Source organism: Schaalia hyovaginalis (assembly GCF_014208035.1).
Taxonomy (GTDB): domain Bacteria; phylum Actinomycetota; class Actinomycetes; order Actinomycetales; family Actinomycetaceae; genus Pauljensenia; species Pauljensenia hyovaginalis.
The window spans coordinates 1,487,000-1,507,251 of sequence record NZ_JACHMK010000001.1; the positions used below are offsets into that span (position 1 = coordinate 1,487,000).

The 20,252-nt window shown below is 68.3% G+C and carries 19 protein-coding genes and 1 tRNA gene; 3 read left to right on the forward strand and 17 right to left on the reverse strand.

The features are described from left to right. Window positions 1–110: 110 nt before the first annotated feature. Window positions 111–2,825, reverse strand: a complete 2,715-nt coding sequence (polA, locus tag HD592_RS06385) for a DNA polymerase I (protein WP_184452651.1) — start codon at window positions 2,823–2,825, stop codon at window positions 111–113. A gap of 19 nt (window positions 2,826–2,844) precedes the next feature. Between polA and HD592_RS06390 the strand changes: the two genes are divergently transcribed. Further along, complete coding sequence (locus HD592_RS06390; RefSeq protein WP_246429996.1) at window positions 2,845–3,327, forward strand: PaaI family thioesterase; 483 nt, start codon at window positions 2,845–2,847, stop codon at window positions 3,325–3,327. Window positions 3,328–3,379: 52 nt separating this feature from the next. Here the strand turns inward: HD592_RS06390 and HD592_RS06395 are convergent. Further along, a tRNA-Leu gene (locus tag HD592_RS06395) sits at window positions 3,380–3,453 on the reverse strand. Between the two features lie 64 nt (window positions 3,454–3,517). Here HD592_RS06395 and HD592_RS06400 point away from each other — a divergent pair. Both HD592_RS06400 and HD592_RS06405 read left to right on the forward strand, forming a co-directional pair. Continuing rightward, on the forward strand, window positions 3,518–4,111 hold the full coding sequence (locus HD592_RS06400; RefSeq protein ID WP_184452653.1) for an ANTAR domain-containing response regulator: 594 nt from the start codon (window positions 3,518–3,520) through the stop codon (window positions 4,109–4,111). A gap of 40 nt (window positions 4,112–4,151) precedes the next feature. Then, entirely contained in the window at window positions 4,152–4,340 is a 189-nt protein-coding gene (locus HD592_RS06405; RefSeq protein WP_184452655.1) for a hypothetical protein, read from the forward strand. A 64-nt stretch (window positions 4,341–4,404) separates the two neighbouring features. On the opposite strand, the gene HD592_RS06410 is transcribed toward HD592_RS06405, so the two are convergent. The 15 genes from HD592_RS06410 to HD592_RS06480 all read right to left on the reverse strand — a co-directional run bounded on the left by HD592_RS06410 (window position 4,405) and on the right by HD592_RS06480 (window position 20,206). Next, on the reverse strand, window positions 4,405–4,620 hold the full coding sequence (locus HD592_RS06410) for a hypothetical protein (protein WP_184452657.1): 216 nt from the start codon (window positions 4,618–4,620) through the stop codon (window positions 4,405–4,407). Window positions 4,621–4,868: 248 nt separating this feature from the next. Next, the gene (pyk, locus tag HD592_RS06415) at window positions 4,869–6,314 is read right to left on the reverse strand and encodes a pyruvate kinase (protein WP_184452659.1); all 1,446 of its coding nucleotides are present in this window, start codon (window positions 6,312–6,314) and stop codon (window positions 4,869–4,871) included. 9 nt (window positions 6,315–6,323) lie between these two features. Continuing rightward, window positions 6,324–7,298 (reverse strand): prolipoprotein diacylglyceryl transferase, encoded by a 975-nt coding sequence (lgt, locus tag HD592_RS06420; protein ID WP_184452661.1) that lies wholly within the window; start codon window positions 7,296–7,298, stop codon window positions 6,324–6,326. Window positions 7,299–7,307: 9 nt separating this feature from the next. After that, on the reverse strand, window positions 7,308–8,192 hold the full coding sequence (trpC, locus tag HD592_RS06425; protein WP_184452663.1) for an indole-3-glycerol phosphate synthase TrpC: 885 nt from the start codon (window positions 8,190–8,192) through the stop codon (window positions 7,308–7,310). Window positions 8,193–8,297: 105 nt separating this feature from the next. Beyond that, window positions 8,298–8,663 (reverse strand): phosphoribosyl-AMP cyclohydrolase, encoded by a 366-nt coding sequence (gene hisI / locus HD592_RS06430; RefSeq protein ID WP_184452665.1) that lies wholly within the window; start codon window positions 8,661–8,663, stop codon window positions 8,298–8,300. Window positions 8,664–8,707: 44 nt separating this feature from the next. Beyond that, complete coding sequence (locus HD592_RS06435; RefSeq protein WP_184454511.1) at window positions 8,708–9,406, reverse strand: prepilin peptidase; 699 nt, start codon at window positions 9,404–9,406, stop codon at window positions 8,708–8,710. Next, complete coding sequence (locus HD592_RS06440) at window positions 9,403–10,233, reverse strand: shikimate dehydrogenase (protein ID WP_184452667.1); 831 nt, start codon at window positions 10,231–10,233, stop codon at window positions 9,403–9,405. Before HD592_RS06440 ends, HD592_RS06435 begins: the two co-directional genes overlap by 4 nt. 3 nt (window positions 10,234–10,236) lie before the next feature. Beyond that, the gene (gene mltG, locus HD592_RS06445; RefSeq protein ID WP_184452669.1) at window positions 10,237–11,508 is read right to left on the reverse strand and encodes an endolytic transglycosylase MltG; all 1,272 of its coding nucleotides are present in this window, start codon (window positions 11,506–11,508) and stop codon (window positions 10,237–10,239) included. Continuing rightward, window positions 11,505–11,987: a Holliday junction resolvase RuvX gene (ruvX, locus tag HD592_RS06450; protein WP_184452671.1), complete on the reverse strand. Its 483-nt coding sequence runs from the start codon at window positions 11,985–11,987 to the stop codon at window positions 11,505–11,507. Before ruvX ends, mltG begins: the two co-directional genes overlap by 4 nt. Beyond that, window positions 11,984–14,683: an alanine--tRNA ligase gene (gene alaS, locus HD592_RS06455; RefSeq protein WP_184452673.1), complete on the reverse strand. Its 2,700-nt coding sequence runs from the start codon at window positions 14,681–14,683 to the stop codon at window positions 11,984–11,986. The genes ruvX and alaS overlap by 4 nt, the downstream gene beginning before the upstream one ends. 106 nt (window positions 14,684–14,789) lie before the next feature. Then, entirely contained in the window at window positions 14,790–15,413 is a 624-nt protein-coding gene (gene rpsD / locus HD592_RS06460; RefSeq protein ID WP_184452675.1) for a 30S ribosomal protein S4, read from the reverse strand. Between the two features lie 126 nt (window positions 15,414–15,539). After that, window positions 15,540–16,883: a replication-associated recombination protein A gene (locus HD592_RS06465; protein ID WP_184452678.1), complete on the reverse strand. Its 1,344-nt coding sequence runs from the start codon at window positions 16,881–16,883 to the stop codon at window positions 15,540–15,542. A gap of 2 nt (window positions 16,884–16,885) precedes the next feature. Further along, the gene (locus tag HD592_RS06470) at window positions 16,886–17,950 is read right to left on the reverse strand and encodes a hypothetical protein (RefSeq protein WP_184452680.1); all 1,065 of its coding nucleotides are present in this window, start codon (window positions 17,948–17,950) and stop codon (window positions 16,886–16,888) included. Window positions 17,951–18,033: 83 nt separating this feature from the next. Continuing rightward, a complete protein-coding gene (locus HD592_RS06475; protein ID WP_184452682.1) occupies window positions 18,034–18,651 on the reverse strand; it encodes an L-threonylcarbamoyladenylate synthase in 618 nt (205 codons plus the stop codon). A gap of 19 nt (window positions 18,652–18,670) precedes the next feature. Then, window positions 18,671–20,206 carry a hypothetical protein gene (locus tag HD592_RS06480; protein ID WP_184452684.1) on the reverse strand — a complete coding sequence of 512 codons (1,536 nt, stop codon included), beginning with the start codon at window positions 20,204–20,206 and terminating at the stop codon, window positions 18,671–18,673. Between the last annotated feature and the right edge of the window lie 46 nt (window positions 20,207–20,252).

Consider the following 20,252-nt stretch of genomic DNA (forward strand, 5'->3'; position numbering starts at 1 on the left):
GGGCGCGCAGGCCCGAAACCACCGCGAACTACTCTATCAGGCGTCGCGCGCGAAAAGTGAAGTCCGGGACGGGGTGAATTCGTGGCCCCCGTCTCGATTCGCCCCGGGCCTCAGTGCGCGGCCGCCATCCAGTTCTCCCCGATGCCCACCGAGACCTCGAGCGCGACGCTCATCCGGACGGGCTGCGCCATCTGCTCCCGGACGAGCGCTTCGACGGCCTCGGCCTCGCCCGGCGCGACTTCGAGGAGGAGCTCGTCGTGGATCTGGACGAGGACCCGCGAGTCCAGGCCCGCCGCCTCCAGGGAGTCGACCACGTTCACCATGGCGATCTTGATGATGTCCGCGGCACTGCCCTGGATCGGCGCGTTGAGCGCCGCTCGCTCGGCCATTTCACGCCGTTGACGGTTCTCGGAGGTCAGGTCGGGCAGGTATCGGCGCCTGCCGAACATGGTCTCGGTATAGCCCCGGGCGCGCGCGTCGTCGACGATCGCGGCGAGGTAGTCCCGGACCCCGCCGAAGCGCTCGAAGTAGCGGTCCCGCAGCGCGGAGGCCTCGGGCACCGGGATGCGCAGCTGCTGCGACAGGCCGAAGGGCGACAGGCCGTAGGCGAGGCCGTAGGACGTCGCCTTGATCCTCGAGCGCTGCTCCGGGGTGACCTCGTCGATGGGAACGCCGAAGACCATCGACGCCATCGTCCGGTGGAGGTCCTCGCCGGAGGCGAAGGCCTCGATCAGCCCCCGATCCTTCGACAGGTGCGCCATGATCCGCATCTCGATCTGCGAGTAGTCGACGCTCATGAGCGCGCAGTAGCCGGGACCGGGTACGAAGCCGGAGCGGATCCGCACTCCGTCGGGCGTGCGGGCGGGGATGTTCTGAAGATTCGGATCGGAGGACGCCAAGCGCCCCGTCGCGGCGGCCACCTGCGAGAAGCTCGAATGGATGCGCCCGTCGTCGCCGATGCTCGCGATGAGCGAGTCCACCATCTGCTTGAGCTTGATGCGATCGCGGTGGATGAGGAGGTTGTCGAGGAAGACGAAGCCCGGCCCGGCCTGCCCGCGGGTCCTTTCGCGCAGATCGAGGAGGGCCTCGGCGTTCGTCGTGTAGCCCGTCTTCGTCTTCTTCGTCTTGGGCAGGTCGAGCACTTCGAAGAGGATGCGCTGCAACTGCTTCGGGCTCGACAGGTTCACGTCCTCGCCGATGACCCCGATCGCCCCTGCCCGCGCCGACTCGACCTCGGCGCCCAGGGACTCCGACTGCCGCCTCAGGGCGTCCTCATCGACGGCGATCCCCGTGTCCTCCATCGTCGCGAGGACCCGGGCGACCGGGAGCTCCATCGTCTCCAGGAGCTCCGCCTCCTTGGCCTCGACGAGTTCGGGTTCGAGGCGCTCCCACAGCGCGGGTAGCGACCGGGCCTTCCGGGCGGCCAGGAGCGCGCGAAGCGAGATCTGCCCGCCCACGTCGAAGAGGACGTCCTCCTTCGGCTCGAGCTCCTTCGGGTCGACCCCCAGATAGCGCTCGAGGAGCACGGGCAGCTCCACGGACTTCGAATCGGGGCGCACGAGGTAGGCGGCGAGGTGGGCGTCCCGGCTCGGCCAGGGCGTCGCCCACCCCTGGGCCCTCAGGGCGTGGCTCAGCGCCTTCGCGTCGTGGACGATGAGGTCCCGCGCCTCGCCCAGCGCCTCGCCCAGGGCCCGCTCCTGCCCGGGGGACAATTCGGTCGGGTCCACGACGAGCACCCGGTCCTGAGCGACGAGGGCGAGCAGGTCCGTCCTGCCCTTCGCGGGAGCGCCGGACCCCTCGGCCCAGAGCGCCCGGATCGGCCCGAAAGCCTCGATCCACTCGGCGATGTCGCGATCCGCATCGACGGGATCCGCTTCGAACTCCGCCGTGAAGTCGAAAACCGCGAGGGCCTCCTCCTCAGCGCCCGAGGAGCGGACGGCTGCGCCCTCGTCCCCCGAGATCGCCATGACGCGCGAACGCAGACCGCCGAATTCGAGCGCGTCGAAGAGGGTGAAGAGTTCGCCGGAATCCGTCGCCCCGCGAGTGAGATCGTCGAGGCCGACCCCGAGGTCGAGATCGGTGAGAAGACGATTCAGGCGACGGTTCCGCCGCACGTCCTCGAGGTGCTCGCGCAGGGCCTGGCCCCGCTTGCCCTTCACCTCGGCGGAGCGTTCGAGCAGGTTGTCGAGACCGTCGAAGGAGGTGATCCACTGCGCGGCGGTCTTCGGGCCGACTCCGGGCACGCCCGGCAGGTTGTCGCTCGCCTCACCGACCAGGGCGGCGATCTCGGGATACCGCTGCGGCGGCACCCCGTACTTCTCCTCGACCGCCGCAGGCGTCATCCGGCGAAGATCGCCGGGCCCCTGCCCCGGATAGAGGACCGTCACCCGCTCATTGACCATCTGGAAGGTATCGCGGTCCCCCGAGACGACGAGGACCTCCATCCCTTCATCGGCGCCGCGCTTGGCGAGGGTCGCCAGGATGTCGTCGGCCTCATAGCCCTCCTTGCGGAGGGAGACGATGCCCATCGCCCCGAGGACCTGGGAGATGAGCTCGACCTGCCCCTTGAACTCCTCGGGGGTCTCGTCCCGCGTGCCCTTGTACTCGGGGTACTCCTCGGTCCTGAAGGAGCGGCGCGAGACGTCGAAGGCGACGGCGATCCTGTCCGGGCGCTCCTGCTCGATGAGCTTGACGAGCATCGACACGAAACCGTACACGGCGTTCGTGTGCTGACCGGTCTTCGTGGCGAATTTGTCGGCGGGCAGGGCGAAGAAGGCGCGGAACGCCATCGAATGTCCGTCGATGATGAGCAGAGTGTCCGTCATAGGTGTAACCCTAGAGCCCATGAACGATTCCGTCCCGCAATCCTCATCCCCCGCTCCCGATCCCGCGCGCGTCGGCGGCTTCGTCGGCGCGCACTGGCCCGGCTCCCTCATGGAGGCCATGCGGATGGAGGTCCTCGAGCACTCCCCCGAGCGCACCGTCATCGAGATGCCGGTCGAGGGGAACACCCAGTCGCTCGGCATCCTGCACGGCGGCGCCTCCGCGGCCCTCGCCGAGACGGCGGCCTCCTTCGCCGCCCAGATCCACGCGCGTCGGGTCTTCGGCCCCGAACGCGGATTCGCCGTCGGCACCGAGCTGTCGATCTCCCACATCTCGAGCGTCGATTCGGGTCGCGTCCGCGCCGTCGCCGAGGCCGTGCGGCTCGGCGGATCGCAGACCGTCCACCTCGTCGAGATCCGCACGTCCGAGGGCGGGCTCGTCTCCACGGCGCGCGTGACGAATCGCATCCTCGCGAGGCGCACGCGCGCCACGCGAGGGGAATGAACACGAAAGCCCGGCCGGGGATCCGCGGATCCTCCGAACGGGCTTGATAGAGTACCCCGAGTGGGATTCGAACCCACAACAAGCCGGGTTTGAGCCGACCGCCTCTGCCAGTTGGGCTATCGGGGCAGCGCGCGAAAACGCACGACCAGACTATGATAGCGGTGCTTGAACCACCAAACGAGGATGTGCCATGACTGCTGAGAACCGCAACGAACCGCGTCGCGTACTCGTCGCCGAGGACGAGGGTCTCATTCGTCTCGATATCGTCGAGACCCTGACCGCTGCGGGGTTCACGGTCGTCGGGGAGGCTGCGGACGGCGAGGAGGCGGTCCAGCTCGCCCTCGAGCTCGAGCCCGACCTGTGCGTCATGGATGTCAAGATGCCCCGCATGGACGGGATCACGGCGGCTGAGAAGATCCTCCACGAGCTCTCCTGCGCCGTCGTCATGCTCACCGCCTTCTCCCAGACGGAGCTCGTCGAGCGCGCCCGTGACGCCGGCGCCATGGCCTACGTGGTCAAGCCCTTCACCCCGGCCGACCTCATCCCCGCCGTCGAGATCGCCCTGTCGCGCCACCAGGAGATCGAATCCCTGGAGGAGGAGATCGCCGACCTGTCCGATCGCTTCGAGACCCGCAAGCGCGTCGACCGCGCCAAGGGCCTCCTCATGAAGAACATGGGCATGACCGAGCCCGAGGCCTTCCGCTGGATCCAGAAGACCTCCATGGACCGTCGCCTCTCCATGCGCGAGGTCGCCGACGCGGTCATCGACCAGGTCGACGACTGAAACCCCGGACCGGCGCCTGCCCTCGTGCGATAATGGGGGCGTGGACATCGGTTCCTGGATCTTCTTCGGCTCCCTCGCCGTCGTGTGCGTCGCCCTGCGATGGCGCTTCTCGCTTAGGCGGCGGATCGATGCGCGCATGCACGAGGCCCCGCGCGAGGAGCGGGAGGCGCTTGCGGACATCCAGCGGGACATCGATCGGGGGAAGGCCGCGCGGCAGGGCTTCTTCTAGAGGGGCTCGCGATCATATGAGAAAGGGCGCTGAGGAATGATCCTCAGCGCCCTCTCCCTTGGCATCAGGCCACGGGGATGAGCTCCAGGCCGAGGAAGCGCGCAGCCGCGCACCGCGACTTGGGAACATCGAGGTTGTCGATCGCACGAGCGATCTCAGCGTCGGCGAGCTCATCGAACCAGGGCCTCACGGCCTGCGACAGGCCCTCCAGGTCCAGGTTGTTCGCCTGACGATCGAACAGGGTCGAATGGACCGACACGGTCCGGGTATTCGTATTCATTTCACTTCTCCATCATTCATTCATCCGAGCCCTTGGGGTATGCGCGTCGGTCGCGCAGGCAACCCATGTGGGCCGAAGTCGGTGTGTCCGCCGTCGTGCGCAGCATCTTCAGCGCGCTCCGAATCTCGGCGAAGATGCAAGCATATCCATGTGCGCCCGCTCGCGCAAGTGCAAGAGGGCGGCGGCGCTCATCGGCGCAACGCAGGAACGCCGGGCCCAACGGGCCCGGCGTCCACAGGATCTCAGCCTCAGCGGTGCGTTCCGCCGATCTGGTAGTCGACTTCGTCGCCCACCTCATGGATCCGCAGCATGTTCGAGGAGCCCTCCGTCCCCGGCGGCATGCCCGCGACGATCACGAGCTGATCGCCGATCTCAGCCAGATGCGAGGACTGCGCGACCTGATCGACCTGCCACACCATGTCGTCCGTGTGACGGACCTCGGGCACCCGGTAGGTCTGAACGCCCCAGGAGAGGGCGAGACGGCGCCTCGTCGATTCAAGAGGCGTGAAGGCGAGCATCGGGATCGGGCGGCGGAGCCTCGAAATCTTGCGCGCGGAAGTGCCCGACTGGGTGAAGGTCACGAGGTAGCGCGCATCGAGGTGCTCGGCGATGCCCGCAGCCGCCTCGCAGATCACAGAGGCCCGGTCAAGGGCGTAGAAGCCGTTGAGGGAGGCGATCATCTCGCCGCCGTTCTCCTCGGTCGACTCGACGATCCGGGCCATGGTGCGCACCGCTTCGATCGGGAAGGCGCCGACCGAGGTCTCGCCCGAGAGCATGACGGCGTCGGCGCCATCGAGGATCGCATTCGCGCAGTCCGAGGCCTCGGCCCGAGTCGGACGCGGATTCTTGATCATCGAATCCATCACCTGGGTCGCGACGATGACCGGCTTCGCCGCGCGGCGGGCCAACTCGATCGCGCGCTTCTGGACCAGCGGAACCGATTCAAGGGGCATCTCGACGCCCAGGTCGCCGCGGGCGACCATGATCGCGTCGAAGGCCTCGACGATCTCGGCGAGAGCATCGACGGCCTGCGGCTTCTCGATCTTCGCGATCACCGGGAGGCGACGGCCGTACTCGTCCATGATCGCGTGGACGTCCTCGATGTCCGCGGCCGAGCGCACGAAGGACAGGGCGATGAAATCGGCCTCCTGCTCGAGCGCCCAGCGCAGGTCCTCCTTGTCCTTCTCGGACAGGGCGGGGACCGACACCGCGACGCCGGGAAGATTGAGGCCCTTGTGGTCGGAGACGACGCCGGGGACCTCGACGCGCGTCACGACATCGGTCTGCGTGACCTCGATGACGCGCACCGCGACGTTCCCGTCATCGATGAGGAGGCGATCGCCGGGGGCGCAATCACCGGGCAGGCTCTTGAAGGTCGTCCCCACGAGCTCCTTCGTGCCCGGGACGTCACGAGTCGTGATGGTGAAGGTATCCCCCACCTCGAGGGCCTGAGGCCCTTCCGCGAAGGTCTCCAGACGGATCTTCGGGCCCTGGAGATCGACGAGGATCGCAACGGCCCGACCGGAAGTCGCCGACGCGCGGCGCACCTTCTCGATGACCGCCTCATGCTCAGCGGCGCTGCCGTGAGAGCGGTTGATCCGGGCGACGTCCATTCCGGCGTCGACCAGAGCTTGAATCTGTTCGGCGGAATCTGTCGCGGGTCCGATGGTGCAGACGATTTTTGCTCGGCGCATGGGGCCATTCTAGCGTGACGACGAAGGTCCCACCCCCGCCGACTCGGCGTCGGCGTCGTGATGGTCGCCATGAAGCCCTGCGCCCGCCGCCTCGTTCTGAGGCTCCTCGAAGGGCGCCGCCCCGCCCTCAGCACCCGGATCCCCCTCAGACGCGGGGACGAATCTCTCATCGCCGACGAGCCGCGTCGAACGACCGAGCCTGCCCGCGATGATGAAGATCGCCGCGCCGAGGACGAGCATGCCGATCGACGTCCAGGCGTTGAGGCGGATCCCGAGGAACTCGCGCGCCGCATCGAGTCGCATCGTCTCCATCCAGATGCGCCCCACCGGATAGGCGAAGAGGTACAGGGCGAACACCTGGCCCGCCTTGAAACGGAAACGGCGATCCGCCCAGGCGATGAGGGCGGCCATCGAGAAGTTCCACAGCGACTCGTAGAGGAAGGTCGGGTGGAAGAGGGTCCCCGAGGCGTAACCCGCCGGCAGGTGCGCGTCATCGATCTCCAGGCCCCAGGGAAGAGTCGTCGGCGAACCGAAGAGCTCCTGGTTGAAGTAGTTGCCCCATCGGCCGATGCCCTGAGCCATGAGGAGCGTCGGCGCCAGGGAGTCCGCGATCGGGCCCAAGCGTCGTCCCGCGCGGCGCACCGCGATCCAGGCCCCCAGCGCCCCGAAGAAGACCCCGCCCCAGATGGCGAGCCCGCCCTCCCAGATCTTGAGGATGCGGAGCATCGACTCGGGCGATGCGAAGTAGTTCTCGGGCGTGGTCACCACGTGGTAGAGGCGGGCGCCCACGATGCCCATGGGAATCGCCCACATCGCGACGTCGTAGAGCAGCTCGGGGTCTCCCCCGCGCTTGCCATAACGCTTCGCCGTCCACCACACGGCGAGAATCATCCCGGTGACGATGATGAGGCCGTAGGCCCTCAGGGGAACCGGGCCGATGTACCACACGCCCCGATCGGGAGAGGGAATGGATGCGACGAACATGTGTGCTCCTTAAGTGCCTGGAGGCTTCGAGCCGTGGGGACGGCGCTCCGCATCGCCCTCCAGCGCCCACCGAACGCGCTCCTTGCGATCGGTGCGCAGCGCGGGATGCGATCCGGCGCTCACCATATCGGACAGGCACGCCTGAGGATCGCGCGAAGTGACGAGAGCCTCACCCACGAGCACCGCGTCCGCCCCCCATTTCGCGTACTCGAACACGTCATGAGGGCCGCGCACCCCCGACTCGGCGACCGCGACGACATCGGAGGGAATGATGTCGATGACCTGCTCGATCACATCGCGATCCACGTCCATCGTCGTGAGGTCGCAGGCGTTCACCGCGATGATCTTCGCCCCGGCGTCGAGCGCGCGCAGGACCTCGAGGCGCGAATGCACTTCCACGAGCGCGTGCATGCCCAGCGAGTGCGCGCGCTCGAGCAGGGAGACGAGCGCGGGCTGGTCCAGGGCCTGAGTCATGAGGAGCACGAGGTCGGCCCCGTGGGCCCTCGCCTCATGGATCTGATACGAGGTGACGATGAAGTCCTTGCAGATCACCGGGATGTCCACGGCGGCGCGCACCGCATCGAGGTCCTTGAGCGAGCCCAGGAAATGACGGGACTCGGTGCAGACGGAGATCGCGCTCGCCCCGCCCGCCTCGTAGGCAGCGGCCAGGGCGCCCGGGTCGTCGATGCGCGCCAGGGGCCCGATCATCGGAGTCGCCCGCTTGATCTCGCCGATGATCGCGACCGCGCCCTCGCGCTCGCGCAGGAGGGCCAGGGCATCATGGGCGTCGGGGGCCTTTTGAGCGCGCCGTTTGACATCCGACAGCGCAACCTCGGATTCGCGCTTCTTCAGATCATCGACGACGCCGGCGATGATCTCGTCCAAGACGTTCACGGATCCCTCCTCCCGTCGTCGACGACTCCTTCGATGCTATCCCGACTGCGGCGCGCAGCCCGAATCGGTTCAGCGAACGGATCCGCATCGGCGAATGATCGGGGCCTAGCGCTCCGGCCGCTCAGAGACCGAAGCGCCCAAGTCCCCGCCCTCGAGGAAGCAGGTCCTCTGACCCGTATGGCAGGCCGCCCCGACCTGATCGACCTCCACGAGCAGCGCGTCCCCGTCGCAGTCGATCGACACGGACTTCACGTACTGGGCGTGCCCCGATGTGTCCCCCTTGCGCCAGTACTCCCGGCGCGAGCGCGACCAGAAGGTGACGCGCCCGGTCGTGAGGGTCCGATGCAGGGCCTCGTCGTCCATCCACCCGAGCATGAGCACCTCACGGGTGTCGTACTGCTGGATGATCGCCGCGACGAGTCCGGCGGAATCGCGTTTCAAGCGCGCTGCGAGAATCGGATCGAGAGTCACCGGATCATCCTGCCACGGTCATGACCCGGGCGCATGCGCCGAGCTCACGTCCACTGCGGGATCACGCCGTGAAGGATGTGGGCGGTCATCGAGCCGACCACGAGCCAGGGGCCCAGGGGCATCCGCGAACTGGTCCCCGCCGAACCGATGACCAGCCGCCAGACCGCGCCCAGCCCCGCGGCGATGACGGACATGAACACTCCGAAGACGGCGGCGGTGATGCCCTCGGTCCCGAGCATCGCGCCCAGCACGGGGGCGAGCTTCACATCGCCGAAACCCACGCCGCCCGGCAATCGCGAGAGGAGCCACATGGGGACCGCCCAGATCGCGCCGCCCCAGGCGACGTCGGCGAGCACCGAGGTCGGCGAGTCCGAGACGAGGACCGCGCAAACGCATCCGATGGACACGCCGACGGCCATCGCCCCGGTGTAGGCGTTCGGCAGCTTGTGGGTGCGCACATCCGTCAGCGCCGACAGGGTTCCGATCATCGCGACGCTCACGAGGGCGGCGGCGGAAGGAGTCGAATGAGCCGCGATCACGGCGAGGATGCCGATGAGCGCGGACATCCAGGTGATCTGGGTGCGCCTCAGGGGCGGCAATGTGGCCTCGATGAAGTAGCGCCTCTGAACGCGCCATCCCCTGAGCCACAGCCACCAGACGATGAGGATCCACGTCGCGAACCCGGAGAGCAGGCAGACGTCGCCGAGCAGCGGTGCGAGCAGCGCGAAGCCCCGTTCGTTCATCTCCACGGTTCGAGCGCCGCCTTCATTCGATCCAGGTCGGGATCCGATCCGGTCATGAGACGGACCTGGAGGGCGGCCTGATGGACGAGCATGTCGAGGCCGTGGGCGATCGCGGCGCCGCCGTTCTTAAAGGACTCCAGCAGCGGGGTCCGGCGGGGCGCGTAGACGACGTCGAGGAAGGCCCGCCGGCCCGTGGGGGCGATGGTGCGGGCGAAGTCATCGGCGACTCCGGCGGGAAGCGTGGAGACGACGACATCCGCGGCGTCGATCGCTCGGCGGACCGCGTCCCCGTCCCCCCACATCACCTGCTCGACGGCGACGCCGAGGCGGGAGGCCGCGGCGAGGATCGAGGCCGGGCCGCCGAATCGTCGCGCGGCCACGCTCAGGTCCGCAACGCCCAGGGTGCCCAATGCGGCCAGTGCTGATGCGGCGGTTGCGCCCGAGCCGAGGACCAGAGCCCTGTGCGGAGTGATCCCGGCGGCTCCGACCGCCTCCCTCAGGGCCTCGGCGATGCCGTGGACATCGGTGTTGAAGCCCGTGAGGATCCCCGCGGAGGGGACGAGCGTGTTCACGGCCCCGACCGCGGCGCCGACGGGATCGACGGCGTCGCAGTAGTCGAGGACCGCGCGTTTGCACGGCATCGTGACCGACAGGCCGAGGCAGTCGTCATCGAGCGATGACAAGCGGGCGCCGAGGCCGTCGAGGCCGGTCTCGATCCGCTCGTACCTCCACTCGGCCGGCAGGCCGAGGCCGTCCCAGGCCGCTCGATGGAGGATCGGCGACAGGGAATGCGCGATCGGCGAACCGATGACCGCGGCCCAGCGCACGCTTCAGCACTTCCCCGGGTTCGCCGTGCAGTAGGCCTTGAACTTCTCGACATTGGCCTCCTGCTCGGCATGGGTCTGAGCGAAGAGGGTCTCCCCCGTGTCGAGATCAACGGTCACGTAGTATAGCCACGGCCCCGATGCCGGGTTGATGACGGCCTCGATCGCGCTCTTGGCCGGCTGGGCGATGGGCGTGGGCGGCAGTCCCTTGTACAGGTAGGTGTTGTAGGGATTCTCGTCGGCGAGATCATCCACCGTCGGCACTCCGCCGGTCTTCCCGACGCCGTAGAGCACCGTGGAATCCATCTGGAGGAGCCCCTTGGTCTCGCCCTCCGAATCGGCGAGCCTGTTCTCGATGACTCGGGCGACCTTCGGCAGGTATTCGTCGATGTTGACTTCGCGTTCGAGGATCGACGCCTTGATGAGAACGGCCTGGCGATCCGCGACCGCGACGCCCAGGGCGTCGAGCTCGGCGACCGTCTTCGCGACCATTTGGCCCAGCAAAGTCGCGGGCGTGTCGGTCGAGGCGAGTTCGTAGGATCCGGGGGCCAGCCAGCCCTCGGCGTTGCCGCCCGCTTCGGCCGGGAGGCCGATGGCCGCGGAGTCGGCCAGCGCCGAGTCGACCTCCTCCTGAGTGAAGTCGGTGACGGCGACGATGCGCTCGACGATCTGCGCCGCGGTCTGCCCCGGCGCGACGGTCACCGTGTTCTCCGAACGGTTCGCGTCGTCGAGCAGGGCCGCGACTGCCTCCGAAGCGCTCATCTTCAGTTTGAGCGTGTAGGTGCCCGGACGGATCGAGGTCGACGCCTTATTCGCGTTGAAGGCGCGGGTGAAGGCGTCGAGGGATTTGACGACGCCCGCGTTCACGAGGGTCTGGCCGATCTCCACGCCGGATTGTCCGACATCCACCGTCACTTCGACGCTGCCCTCGCCCGGTCCCGGGTAGTCGTCGGCCAGGTGGGCCGATTGAGAGCTCGAATCCATCACTTGGTTGATCGCGAACCATCCGGCGCCTCCGAGGAGGACGAGGACGAGGAGGATCACGAAAGCGGATCGGATCCGCCGGTTCCTCCGACGCCGCTTCACGCGGAGGCGTTCGTGCTCCAACCTCCGTGAGCGCATTCCCGTGGTCTCGAGGCCCACCGCATCGGGGGCTTGAACGGCGCCGTCCGCCCTCGGCGCGCGCCGGGGCGCCTCGTTGCGCGAGCCTGCGTGAGCGCCGTGGGAGTGGATCTCACGGCGAGGTTTGAACGGGGGCCTCGGGGGCGGCGTCGTCATGAACGGTCGTTCCCTTCCTTCGTGATCTCGATACCGGGAGCACGCCCCGACATCCGCTCTTCGTCGAGCGCAAGTTCAAGGATGATCTGTGCGGCCACCTGATCGATGACCTGCCGGTGCTCCCTCTCCGGGATCCCGGACTGCCGGAGCCGGGCGTGCGCCTGGTTCGAGCTCAGCCTCTCATCGACGAGGGCGACGCGAACGCCCGGACGCTCCGCCTTGATGCGGCGCGCGTACTTGCGGGCCCCCTTCGCCGACACGCCCTCGCCCCCCTTGAGGTGGCGGGGCAGGCCGACGATCACCTCGAAGGCGTCGAATGCGTCGATGATGCGGCAGATGTCGCCGATGTCCGACCAGTCGTCGCGCCTAAGAACCGTCTCGACGGGCACGGCGAGGATCCCCTCAGGGTCGGAGCGCGATACCCCGACCCTGACGGTCCCCACATCGACACCGAGTCGAACTCCCCGGCGAAGGGTCACGAAGCCGCCACCTCGGCGCGGATCGCCGCGATCGCCTCGTGGATGCGGTCCGTCCTCGAACCGCCGCCCTGGGCGATGTCGTCGCGGCCTCCGCCTCCGCCTCCGAGGTACTCGCCGACCGATCGCACGAAGGCGCCCGCCTTGAAACCGGCTTCGCGGGCCTTGGGGGTCACGGCGACGACGATCGCGGGCTTGTCCTTCACCCTCGCGACGAGCGCCACCACGCCCGGACGGTCGCCGAGTCGATCCCGGACATCGAGGGCGAGGGTCCTCAGGGCGTCCGTCGAGGGGAGTTCTCCCGCGTCCTCGGCGACGAGCCTCGCCCGCGGGTGGTCCTCGGCCGACTCCGCGAGTGAGGCCGCTCCGGCGAGCGTCTGCTCGAGGCGCAGACGATCGAGCTCCTTCTCGACCTCCTTCAGCTTGGCGAGGACCTGCTCGATCCTTGATGGCGCGTCCTCCGGGCGCCCGCCGAGAAGAGTCGTGATCTGCGAGACGAGCGCGTGCTCCTTCGCGTGGAAGTCGTAGGCCCCGTCCCCGACGAGCGCGTCGATGCGGCGCACCCCCGAACCGATCGAGCCCTCGCCCAGGACGGCGATCCGTCCGATCCGACCGGTCGTCGGCACGTGCGTCCCGCCGCAGAGCTCCTTGTCGAATCCATCCCCGATGGTCACGACGCGCACTTCGGAGCCGTACTTCTCACCGAAGAGGGCGATCGCGCCCGCCTTGCGCGCAGCATCGAGCGACATGATCTCCGTGGAGACCACGAGGTCCTCGGCGAGCTTCTCGTTCACGAGCGCCTCGATATCGTTGAGCTGCGAGGATTCGAGGGCCGAGGAGTGGCGGAAGTCGAAGCGCAGGCGCGACGGCGAGTTCTCGGAACCGGCCTGGGCCGCGTCCTCGGAGACCACGCGGCGCAGACCTGCATAGACCATGTGGGTCGCCGTGTGCGCGCGTGCGATCGCGAGTCGGCGCTGGGCGTCGATCTCGGCCCACGCCTTCGCACCGGGCAGCACGGTCCCCTCCGTGATCGTGCCGCGATGCACGAAGAGGCCGCGGATGGGCGCCTGGACGTCATGCACCTCGATGATCGCCCCGTCCGCGAGCCGGATGACGCCGTGGTCGGCGAGCTGGCCGCCCATCTCGGCGTAGAAGGGCGTGCGGTCGAGGACGATCTCGACTTCGGCGGGTGCCGATGCGGCCGGGACGTCGACGCCGTCGACGAGGATCGCCTCGATCGTCGCCTCCGCCGCGAGGTCGGTGTAGCCGAGGAATTCGCTCGCCCCTCCGATGCGCTTGCCGATCTCCTGGAAGACGCGGACATCGGTGTGCCCGGTCTTCTTGGCGCGGGCATCGGCGCGGGCGCGCTCCTTCTGCTCGAGCATGAGGGCCTTGAAGGCGTCCTCATCGACCTTGAGCCCCTGTTCAGCGGCCATTTCGAGGGTGAGGTCGATCGGGAAGCCGTAGGTGTCGTGGAGGGAGAAGGCGGAAGCGCCGTCGAGCACCTTCGACCCGGATGCCTTCGCGTCGGCGACCGCCAGATCGAGGATCGAGGTCCCGGCGCTGAGGGTGCGCCTGAAGGCCTCCTCCTCGGCGTAGGCGACGTCCTGGATCGTCGCCCAGTTCCCGTTGAGCTCCGGATACGACAGGGCCATCACGTTCTTCGACGCGGTGAGCAGCGTCGGCAGGGCGGGCTCGTCGACGCCGAGCAGGCGCATCGAGCGCACGGCGCGGCGGATGAGGCGGCGCAGGACGTAGCCGCGGCCGTCGTTGCCGGGCCTGACGCCGTCGTTGATGAGCATGAGGGCCGAGCGCACGTGGTCGGCCACGACGCGCATGCGCACGTCGTCGTCGTAGGCGGTGCCCGCCGCGGGGCCGGCGGCTCCCAGCCCGTAGGTCTTGCCGGACATCTCCTGAGCGGCCGCGATCACGGGGTAGACCTCGTCGATCTCGTACATGTTCGGCTTGTCCTGCATGATGAACGCCAAGCGCTCCAGGCCCGCACCCGTGTCGATGGCCGTCTTGTCGAGCTTGCCGACGAGCTCGAAATCGTGCCCCTCGCCCTCGCCCCGGACGAACTCGTCGAACACGAGGTTCCAGATCTCGAGGAAGCGATCACCGGCGAGGTCCGCGACCGGACCCCCGTCGGGCCCGAATTCGGGACCGCGATCGTAGTGGATCTCACAGCAGGCGCCGGCCGGACCGGGCTGCCCCGTCGACCAGGAGATCTCCGCGAAGGGAAGGCGCTGGATCCGCTCGGCGGGCAGCCCGATGGTCTTCGTCCAGTGATCGAAGGAGACCTCGTCCTCCTCCCAGATCGTCATCCAGAGACGATCGCCGTCGAGGCCGTAGCCGCCGCGGTCCTGAGGGGTCGTGAGCAGCTCCCAGGCGAAGTCGATCGCGCCTTCCTTGAAGTAATCCCCGAAGGAGAAGTTGCCGTTCATCTGGAAGAACGTGCCGTGACGCGTCGTCTTGCCGACATTGTCGATGTCGTTCGTCCGGATGCACTTCTGAACCGAGGCGGCGCGGGGCCACGGAGCGGGTTCCGTTCCCAGGATGTAGGGGATGAAGGGGACCATCCCCGCGACGGTGAAGAGGATCGAAGGATCGGGGGAAATGAGGGGGACCGACTCGGCGATGTGGTGGTCCTTGGACCGGAAGTAGTCGAGCCAGCGGGAGCGGATCTCAGAGGTGCGCATGGGTCCTCATCGTAGTCGGGTCGGGCCGCGACGAGCACATCGCCGGCGCGACGGTGGAATATGGCGGACCCCGGGAACCGAGTTCCCGGGGTCCGTAGAGTCGGAATCAGCGCGAGTAGTGCTCGACGACCATCTGGACATCGACCGTGACGGGCACCTCGGCGCGCTTCGGACGGCGCACGAGGGTGGCCTTGAGACGCTCGAGCTCGACATCGAGGTACTCGGGAACGGCGGGGAGGACATCGCGGTGGATGCCCTGCGCGGCGATCTCGAAGGGGACCGTCGTCTGCGACTTCGGCTTGACCTGGATCGTCTGGCCCGGCTTCACGCGGAAGGAGGGGCGGTCGACGATCTTGCCGTCGACGAGGATGTGACGGTGGACGACGAACTGGCGGGCCTGCTGGATGGTGCGGGCGAAGCCCGCACGCAGGACGAGGGCGTCGAGGCGCATCTCGAGGAGCTCGACCAGGTTCTCACCGGTCAGGCCGGCGGTGCGGCGGGCCTCCTCGAAGGCGCGGCGCAGCTGGGCCTCGCGGATGCCGTACTGGGCGCGCAGACGCTGCTTCTCCTTGAGGCGGACGGCGTAGTCGGAATCCTGCCGACGGCGCGAACGGCCGTGCTCGCCCGGTCCGTAGGGGCGCTTCTCGAAGTAGCGGACGGCCTTCGGGGTCAGGGCGAGGCCGAGGGCGCGCGACTCGCGCACCTGCTTGCGGGAACGGTTCTGAGCCATTTCCTCTGTCTTTCCTGTTTCTCATGTCATGGCCCGGGCGGATTCCCGGACCACGGGGCCGACTCCCGGAACGGGGTGTTCCATCGGCTAAGGCCCCAGGGGTGCCGCAACGGCAACCCGAGCAGTCTAGCGCATGGCGAGGAGCTCGCGAAGCGCGGCGAGCCTCTTCGTGAGCAGCGCCTCATGCCCGTTGGCACTCGGCCGGTAGTAGCGGGCGCCCTCGAGGTCGTCGGGCAGGTACTGCTGGGCGGCGACGTGGTGCGGGGCGTCGTGGGCGTACAGGTATTCGCTCCCGTGCCCCAGGCGCTTCGCCCCCGCATAGTGCGCATCGCGCAGATGCTTGGGGACCGGGCCCCCCTTGCCGGCGCGCAGATCCGCGATGGCCTCGTCGATCGCGAGATAGGCGGCGTTCGACTTCGGCGCCGTGGCCACCGCGATCACCGCTTCGGCGAGGATGATCCGGGCCTCGGGCATCCCGATGAGGGCCACGGCCTGCGCTGCCGCGACCGTTGTGGACAGGACTTCGGGGGCCGCCATGCCCACGTCCTCCGCAGCGCAGATCATGACGCGCCGCGCGATGAAACGGGGGTCCTCGCCCATCTCGAGCATGCGGGCGAGGTAGTGGATCGCGGCGTCCGCGTCCGATCCCCTCATCGATTTGATGAAGGCCGAGGCGACGTCGTAGTGCTGGTCCCGGTCCCAGGCGACCAGGGCCGTATTCGCCGCCATCTCGATGTGCGAGGCATTGATGATCGCGGATGAGGTGTCCGCCGCGGCCCCTGCGGCCGCCTCGAGAAGCGTGAGGGACTTGCGCGCATCGGAGCCGGCCAAACGGATGAGCGCGTCCTTCGCCTCCTCTTCGATTCCGAAGGCGCCGCGAAGGCCGCGTTCGTCGTCGAGGGCCCGATCGATGAGGGTTCCGATCGCGTCTTCGTCCAGGGGCTCGAGGACGAGGAGGAGCGATCGCGACAGGAGCGGCGGGATGACAGAGAAGGAGGGGTTCTCGGTCGTCGCCGCGATGAGGGTGACCCACTGGTTCTCGACGGCGGGCAGGAGTCCGTCCTGCTGGGACTTCGAGAAGCGGTGCACTTCGTCGATGAACAGGACCGTCTGCTCGCCCGTGGTCGCGGTGCGTCGTCTCGCAGCGCTGACGACGTCGCGGATGTCCTTGACTCCGGACGAGACGGCGGAGAGCTCCTCGAAGCGGCGCCCTTCGGCACGAGCGACGAGATAGGCCAGGGTGGTCTTGCCCGTTCCGGGAGGGCCCCACAGAACGAGGGAGGAGCCCTGCGGCGCTCCGCGCTTGGCGCCCTCGAGCAAGCGCCTCAGGGGCGAGCCCTCGGCGAGAACGGCCTCTTGACCGACGACTTCGGCGATCGTGCGGGGGCGCATCCTGACCGCGAGGGGCGCATTCGGATCGAAGGAGGGCGTGCCGAGGGCATCGAGGCTCTGAGCCTCGAACAGGTCCATGCTCACAGCTCCGGCTTCGCGTTCGCCGATCTCAGGACGTGCGTGATCACGGCGGCGGAGACCAGGACGAGGACGCTCCCTGCGGCCACCACCGAACCGGTAAGAGCGGTGAGCGACTGCGCAACCGCATCGGAGGTGGTCTGGGCCTCGTGCGCCCGGAGCGCCGAGGAGTTCGACGTGCGGACCTGGGAGTTCAGGAGTCGACGGGCCGGTTCGGACAGCTTCGCGGGCTCCACGCTCACGGGCGGCGCGGGGAGGGTCTGGCGCCCGGAGGAGGAGCGGGACGGAGCCGGTTCGGACGCGGCGCGAGCGGAGTCCGCCCGGATCTGAGCGCCGGTGTTCGACGAGGGGGCGGGCTCCTGGAGCGGCGCCTCCTCCTCTTCGGGCGTTTCTTCCTCTTCAGCCGGCTCCTGGACGGCGTCGCCCCGGGGCGCGGGCTCGTCCTCCCCCTGGACTGCGGGAGGCGACTGAGGAGCGTCCTCGCCGCCGTTCGGCGCCTCGGGCGCGGCTTCAGGCTCCTTCGGTCGATCGGGGTTCTCCAGAACGCCGGCGTAGAAGCGCCTGGTGCACGCGCTGAGACCCGGTGCGTCGTAGGAGACCTCGAAGACGTGCACATCGCCGGGTCGCCAGCCGATGCCCGACGCCGAGTTCTGCGCGTTCGGTATCTCGGCGACGATTGCGAAACCGCCGGTATCGGGAAGTGAGGAGCCGTACGCCCAGATCGTCGGGGCGAGCGCTGCGCCCGCCTCGTCGACGAGGGGTTCGCGCCGCTCTTCGGGCCCCTCCGATGATGAGGGATCGATGCGGACGATCACCGCGACGGGTTCGCCGATGGCCTTTTGGCAGCCCGAGAGCCTGAGGGTGAAGGAGCTCGCGCCCTCGTACTTGAAGGCGGGCGTATCGGCCGTGCGCCCGTCGCCCCGAACGACTGCGTTCGACACCGGGCTCGGCGCGATCTGGGTCGCCTGAGCGGCGGAGAATCCGAGGGCGAACACGGTGAGGATCATCGCGAGCACGGCGAGGACGCGCACGGGCGCAACGCCCCGCAAACGGCCCGCTCGTGGCATCTCATCCTCTCCTGCCCCGCATCCGCGAGGCGCACCAGTGACTCAGCGTATCAGCCGTCGGGGAGCGCGGGCAGTGGGAATGGTTACTCGAAGAGCGAATAGTCGCCCGCCCCGCGCCTGGCGATGCGCCCCGCCCCGTCCGTGTAGTCGACCACGGTGGTGGCGCCGGCCGTGCCCACGGGACCGACGATGACGAGGTCGATGAGCGAGCCGATCCGATCATCGACCTCGAAGCCGTCGATCAGGGGATCCTCATCCCCGGGCATGATGAGCGTCGAGCACAGCAGCGGTTCGCCGAGCTCCGCCACGATCGCCTGGGTGATGACGTGATCGGGGATCCTCACTCCGACCGTGTGCTTCTTCTTGTTCAGCGTCATGCGGGGCACTTCCTTCGTGCCCGGGAGGATGAAGGTGTACGGGCCGGGCGTGAGGGCCTTGATCGTCCGGAACTGGGAGTTGTCCACGATGACGAGTTCGCCGAGCTGGGCGAAGGAGTGGCACAGGAGCGAGAAGTTGTGCTTGTCGTCCAGCTTGCGGATCTGCCGGATCGCATCCATTCCGGCCTTGTTCCCGAGGGCGCAGGCGATCGCGTAACCGGAATCGGTCGGCAGCGCGATCACTCCCCCTTTCCGAATCAGGTCGACAGCCCTGGTGACGAATCGGGCCTGCGGGTTCTCCGGGTGCATCTCCACGTACGACATGCCTCTATTGTGTCCCACCTCACGGATTCGCGCCGGTGAACGCGCGGTCATTACCCCGAGCTTCAGCGCATCCCGTCTTCGGCTCGTCGCTGACGAGTCTCTTCGCACTCCATGCGCGCACCAGCAGAATGAGCGCTCCCAACGGGACGAAGAAGGACGCCAGTCCGAAGAAGACCAAGAGCGCGGCGAAGTACCAGGCGAGCGCGACGAGGAGGGCGACGAGGACCCGGATCGCCCTTCGACGCGGAATGTAGCGCTCGACCAGCCAGACGACGCCGGGAAGGCCGACGATGAACATCGCAGTCGCGATGATGTCGAAGCCCTTGGGATCGGTGAAGAAGGGCAGGGTCTTCGCTGCGCGCCACAGAGCCCCACCGATACTTGTGCCGCTCATGACGAGGAGCCAGACGAGCCCCCACGCCGCGGAGAGGAACACCGCCGGACCCCAGATGCTCGCGAGCGAATGGCGCCCGAGCGCCGAGTCGACGCTGGCCCATGCCACGAACAGGACGATCGGGGAGAGGAGCAGGACGATCCGGCCGATGAAGAGGAACGCCTGGTCCCAGGGCCCTCCGGCGCCACCCTCTCCTGCGACGAGGCTCGACAGGCCGGGAAGGAATCCGAGGAGGTCTGTCCACGAGGCGAGGACGAGGGCGAGGACGGCTCCGAGCGTTGCGAGGATCCTCACGTGCATCGGGAGGGACTCGAATCGGCGCGATGAGATGCTCGGCTTGCGTCTTTCCTGCCCGTTCGCCGCCGGCGATGAATCGCCGCTCGGGAAGCGCACCACGAGGGCGACGACGATCGCAGCCGCGAGAGCCGCGGCATCGATCACGAACCAGCCGATGACGAAGGCTTCGAGCCCGATCGCGATCGCCCCGATGGGCGCCCCGAGGGCGAGCCCGATGATCCAGCGCACCGCCCTGTGCGCTACGGCGCCCTCGAGAATCTCGTCGACCGCGAAGGCGAGCGTCACGGCCATCACGAGCACCATCGCCCATACGCCGATCACGCCGACGGCCTCGAAGAGGACTCGATCCTGAGCGCCCCGCGTTTCCTCGAGGATCAGTCGAATAGCGCCGGCGAGCCACCCGCAGGCGAAGGAGGCGCTCGCGCCGACGACGAATCCGAGGGCCCGAGGAGGGGACAGCCTGCCCCTCACGCGCATGAGGGCGGCGATCGCCAGCAGGGAGACGAAGGGCACGACGAGACCCCCCATCGCGGTTTCGACCAGCAGGTAGGCCCCGCGATGCGCCTCCATCACTCTCGTCAACGTTCCCGCGTCGAATCCGGGAAGGAGGCCGGTGTAGAGCCACTGATGCACGATCGCCAGAAGACACCCCAGGGCCGCCGCGGCGAGCGCGACCCCGAGCGTCAGCCGACTCCCCCAGCCGTGGACGATCGCCGAGCGCACGAGCGCCCCGTCCGGCCGTTCGAGACCACGAGCCCGAGCGTCCTCGAGAAGCGTCGTGAGGAACTCCTCACCCTTGTCCTCACGCCAGCGCTTCGGGTAGAAGCGCAGGAGCCGGGCGAAAGCCCCTTCGTTCAGCGGCATGCCCCTCATCCCCTTTCTTCGATCTCACGGAACGCCGGAACGCGGG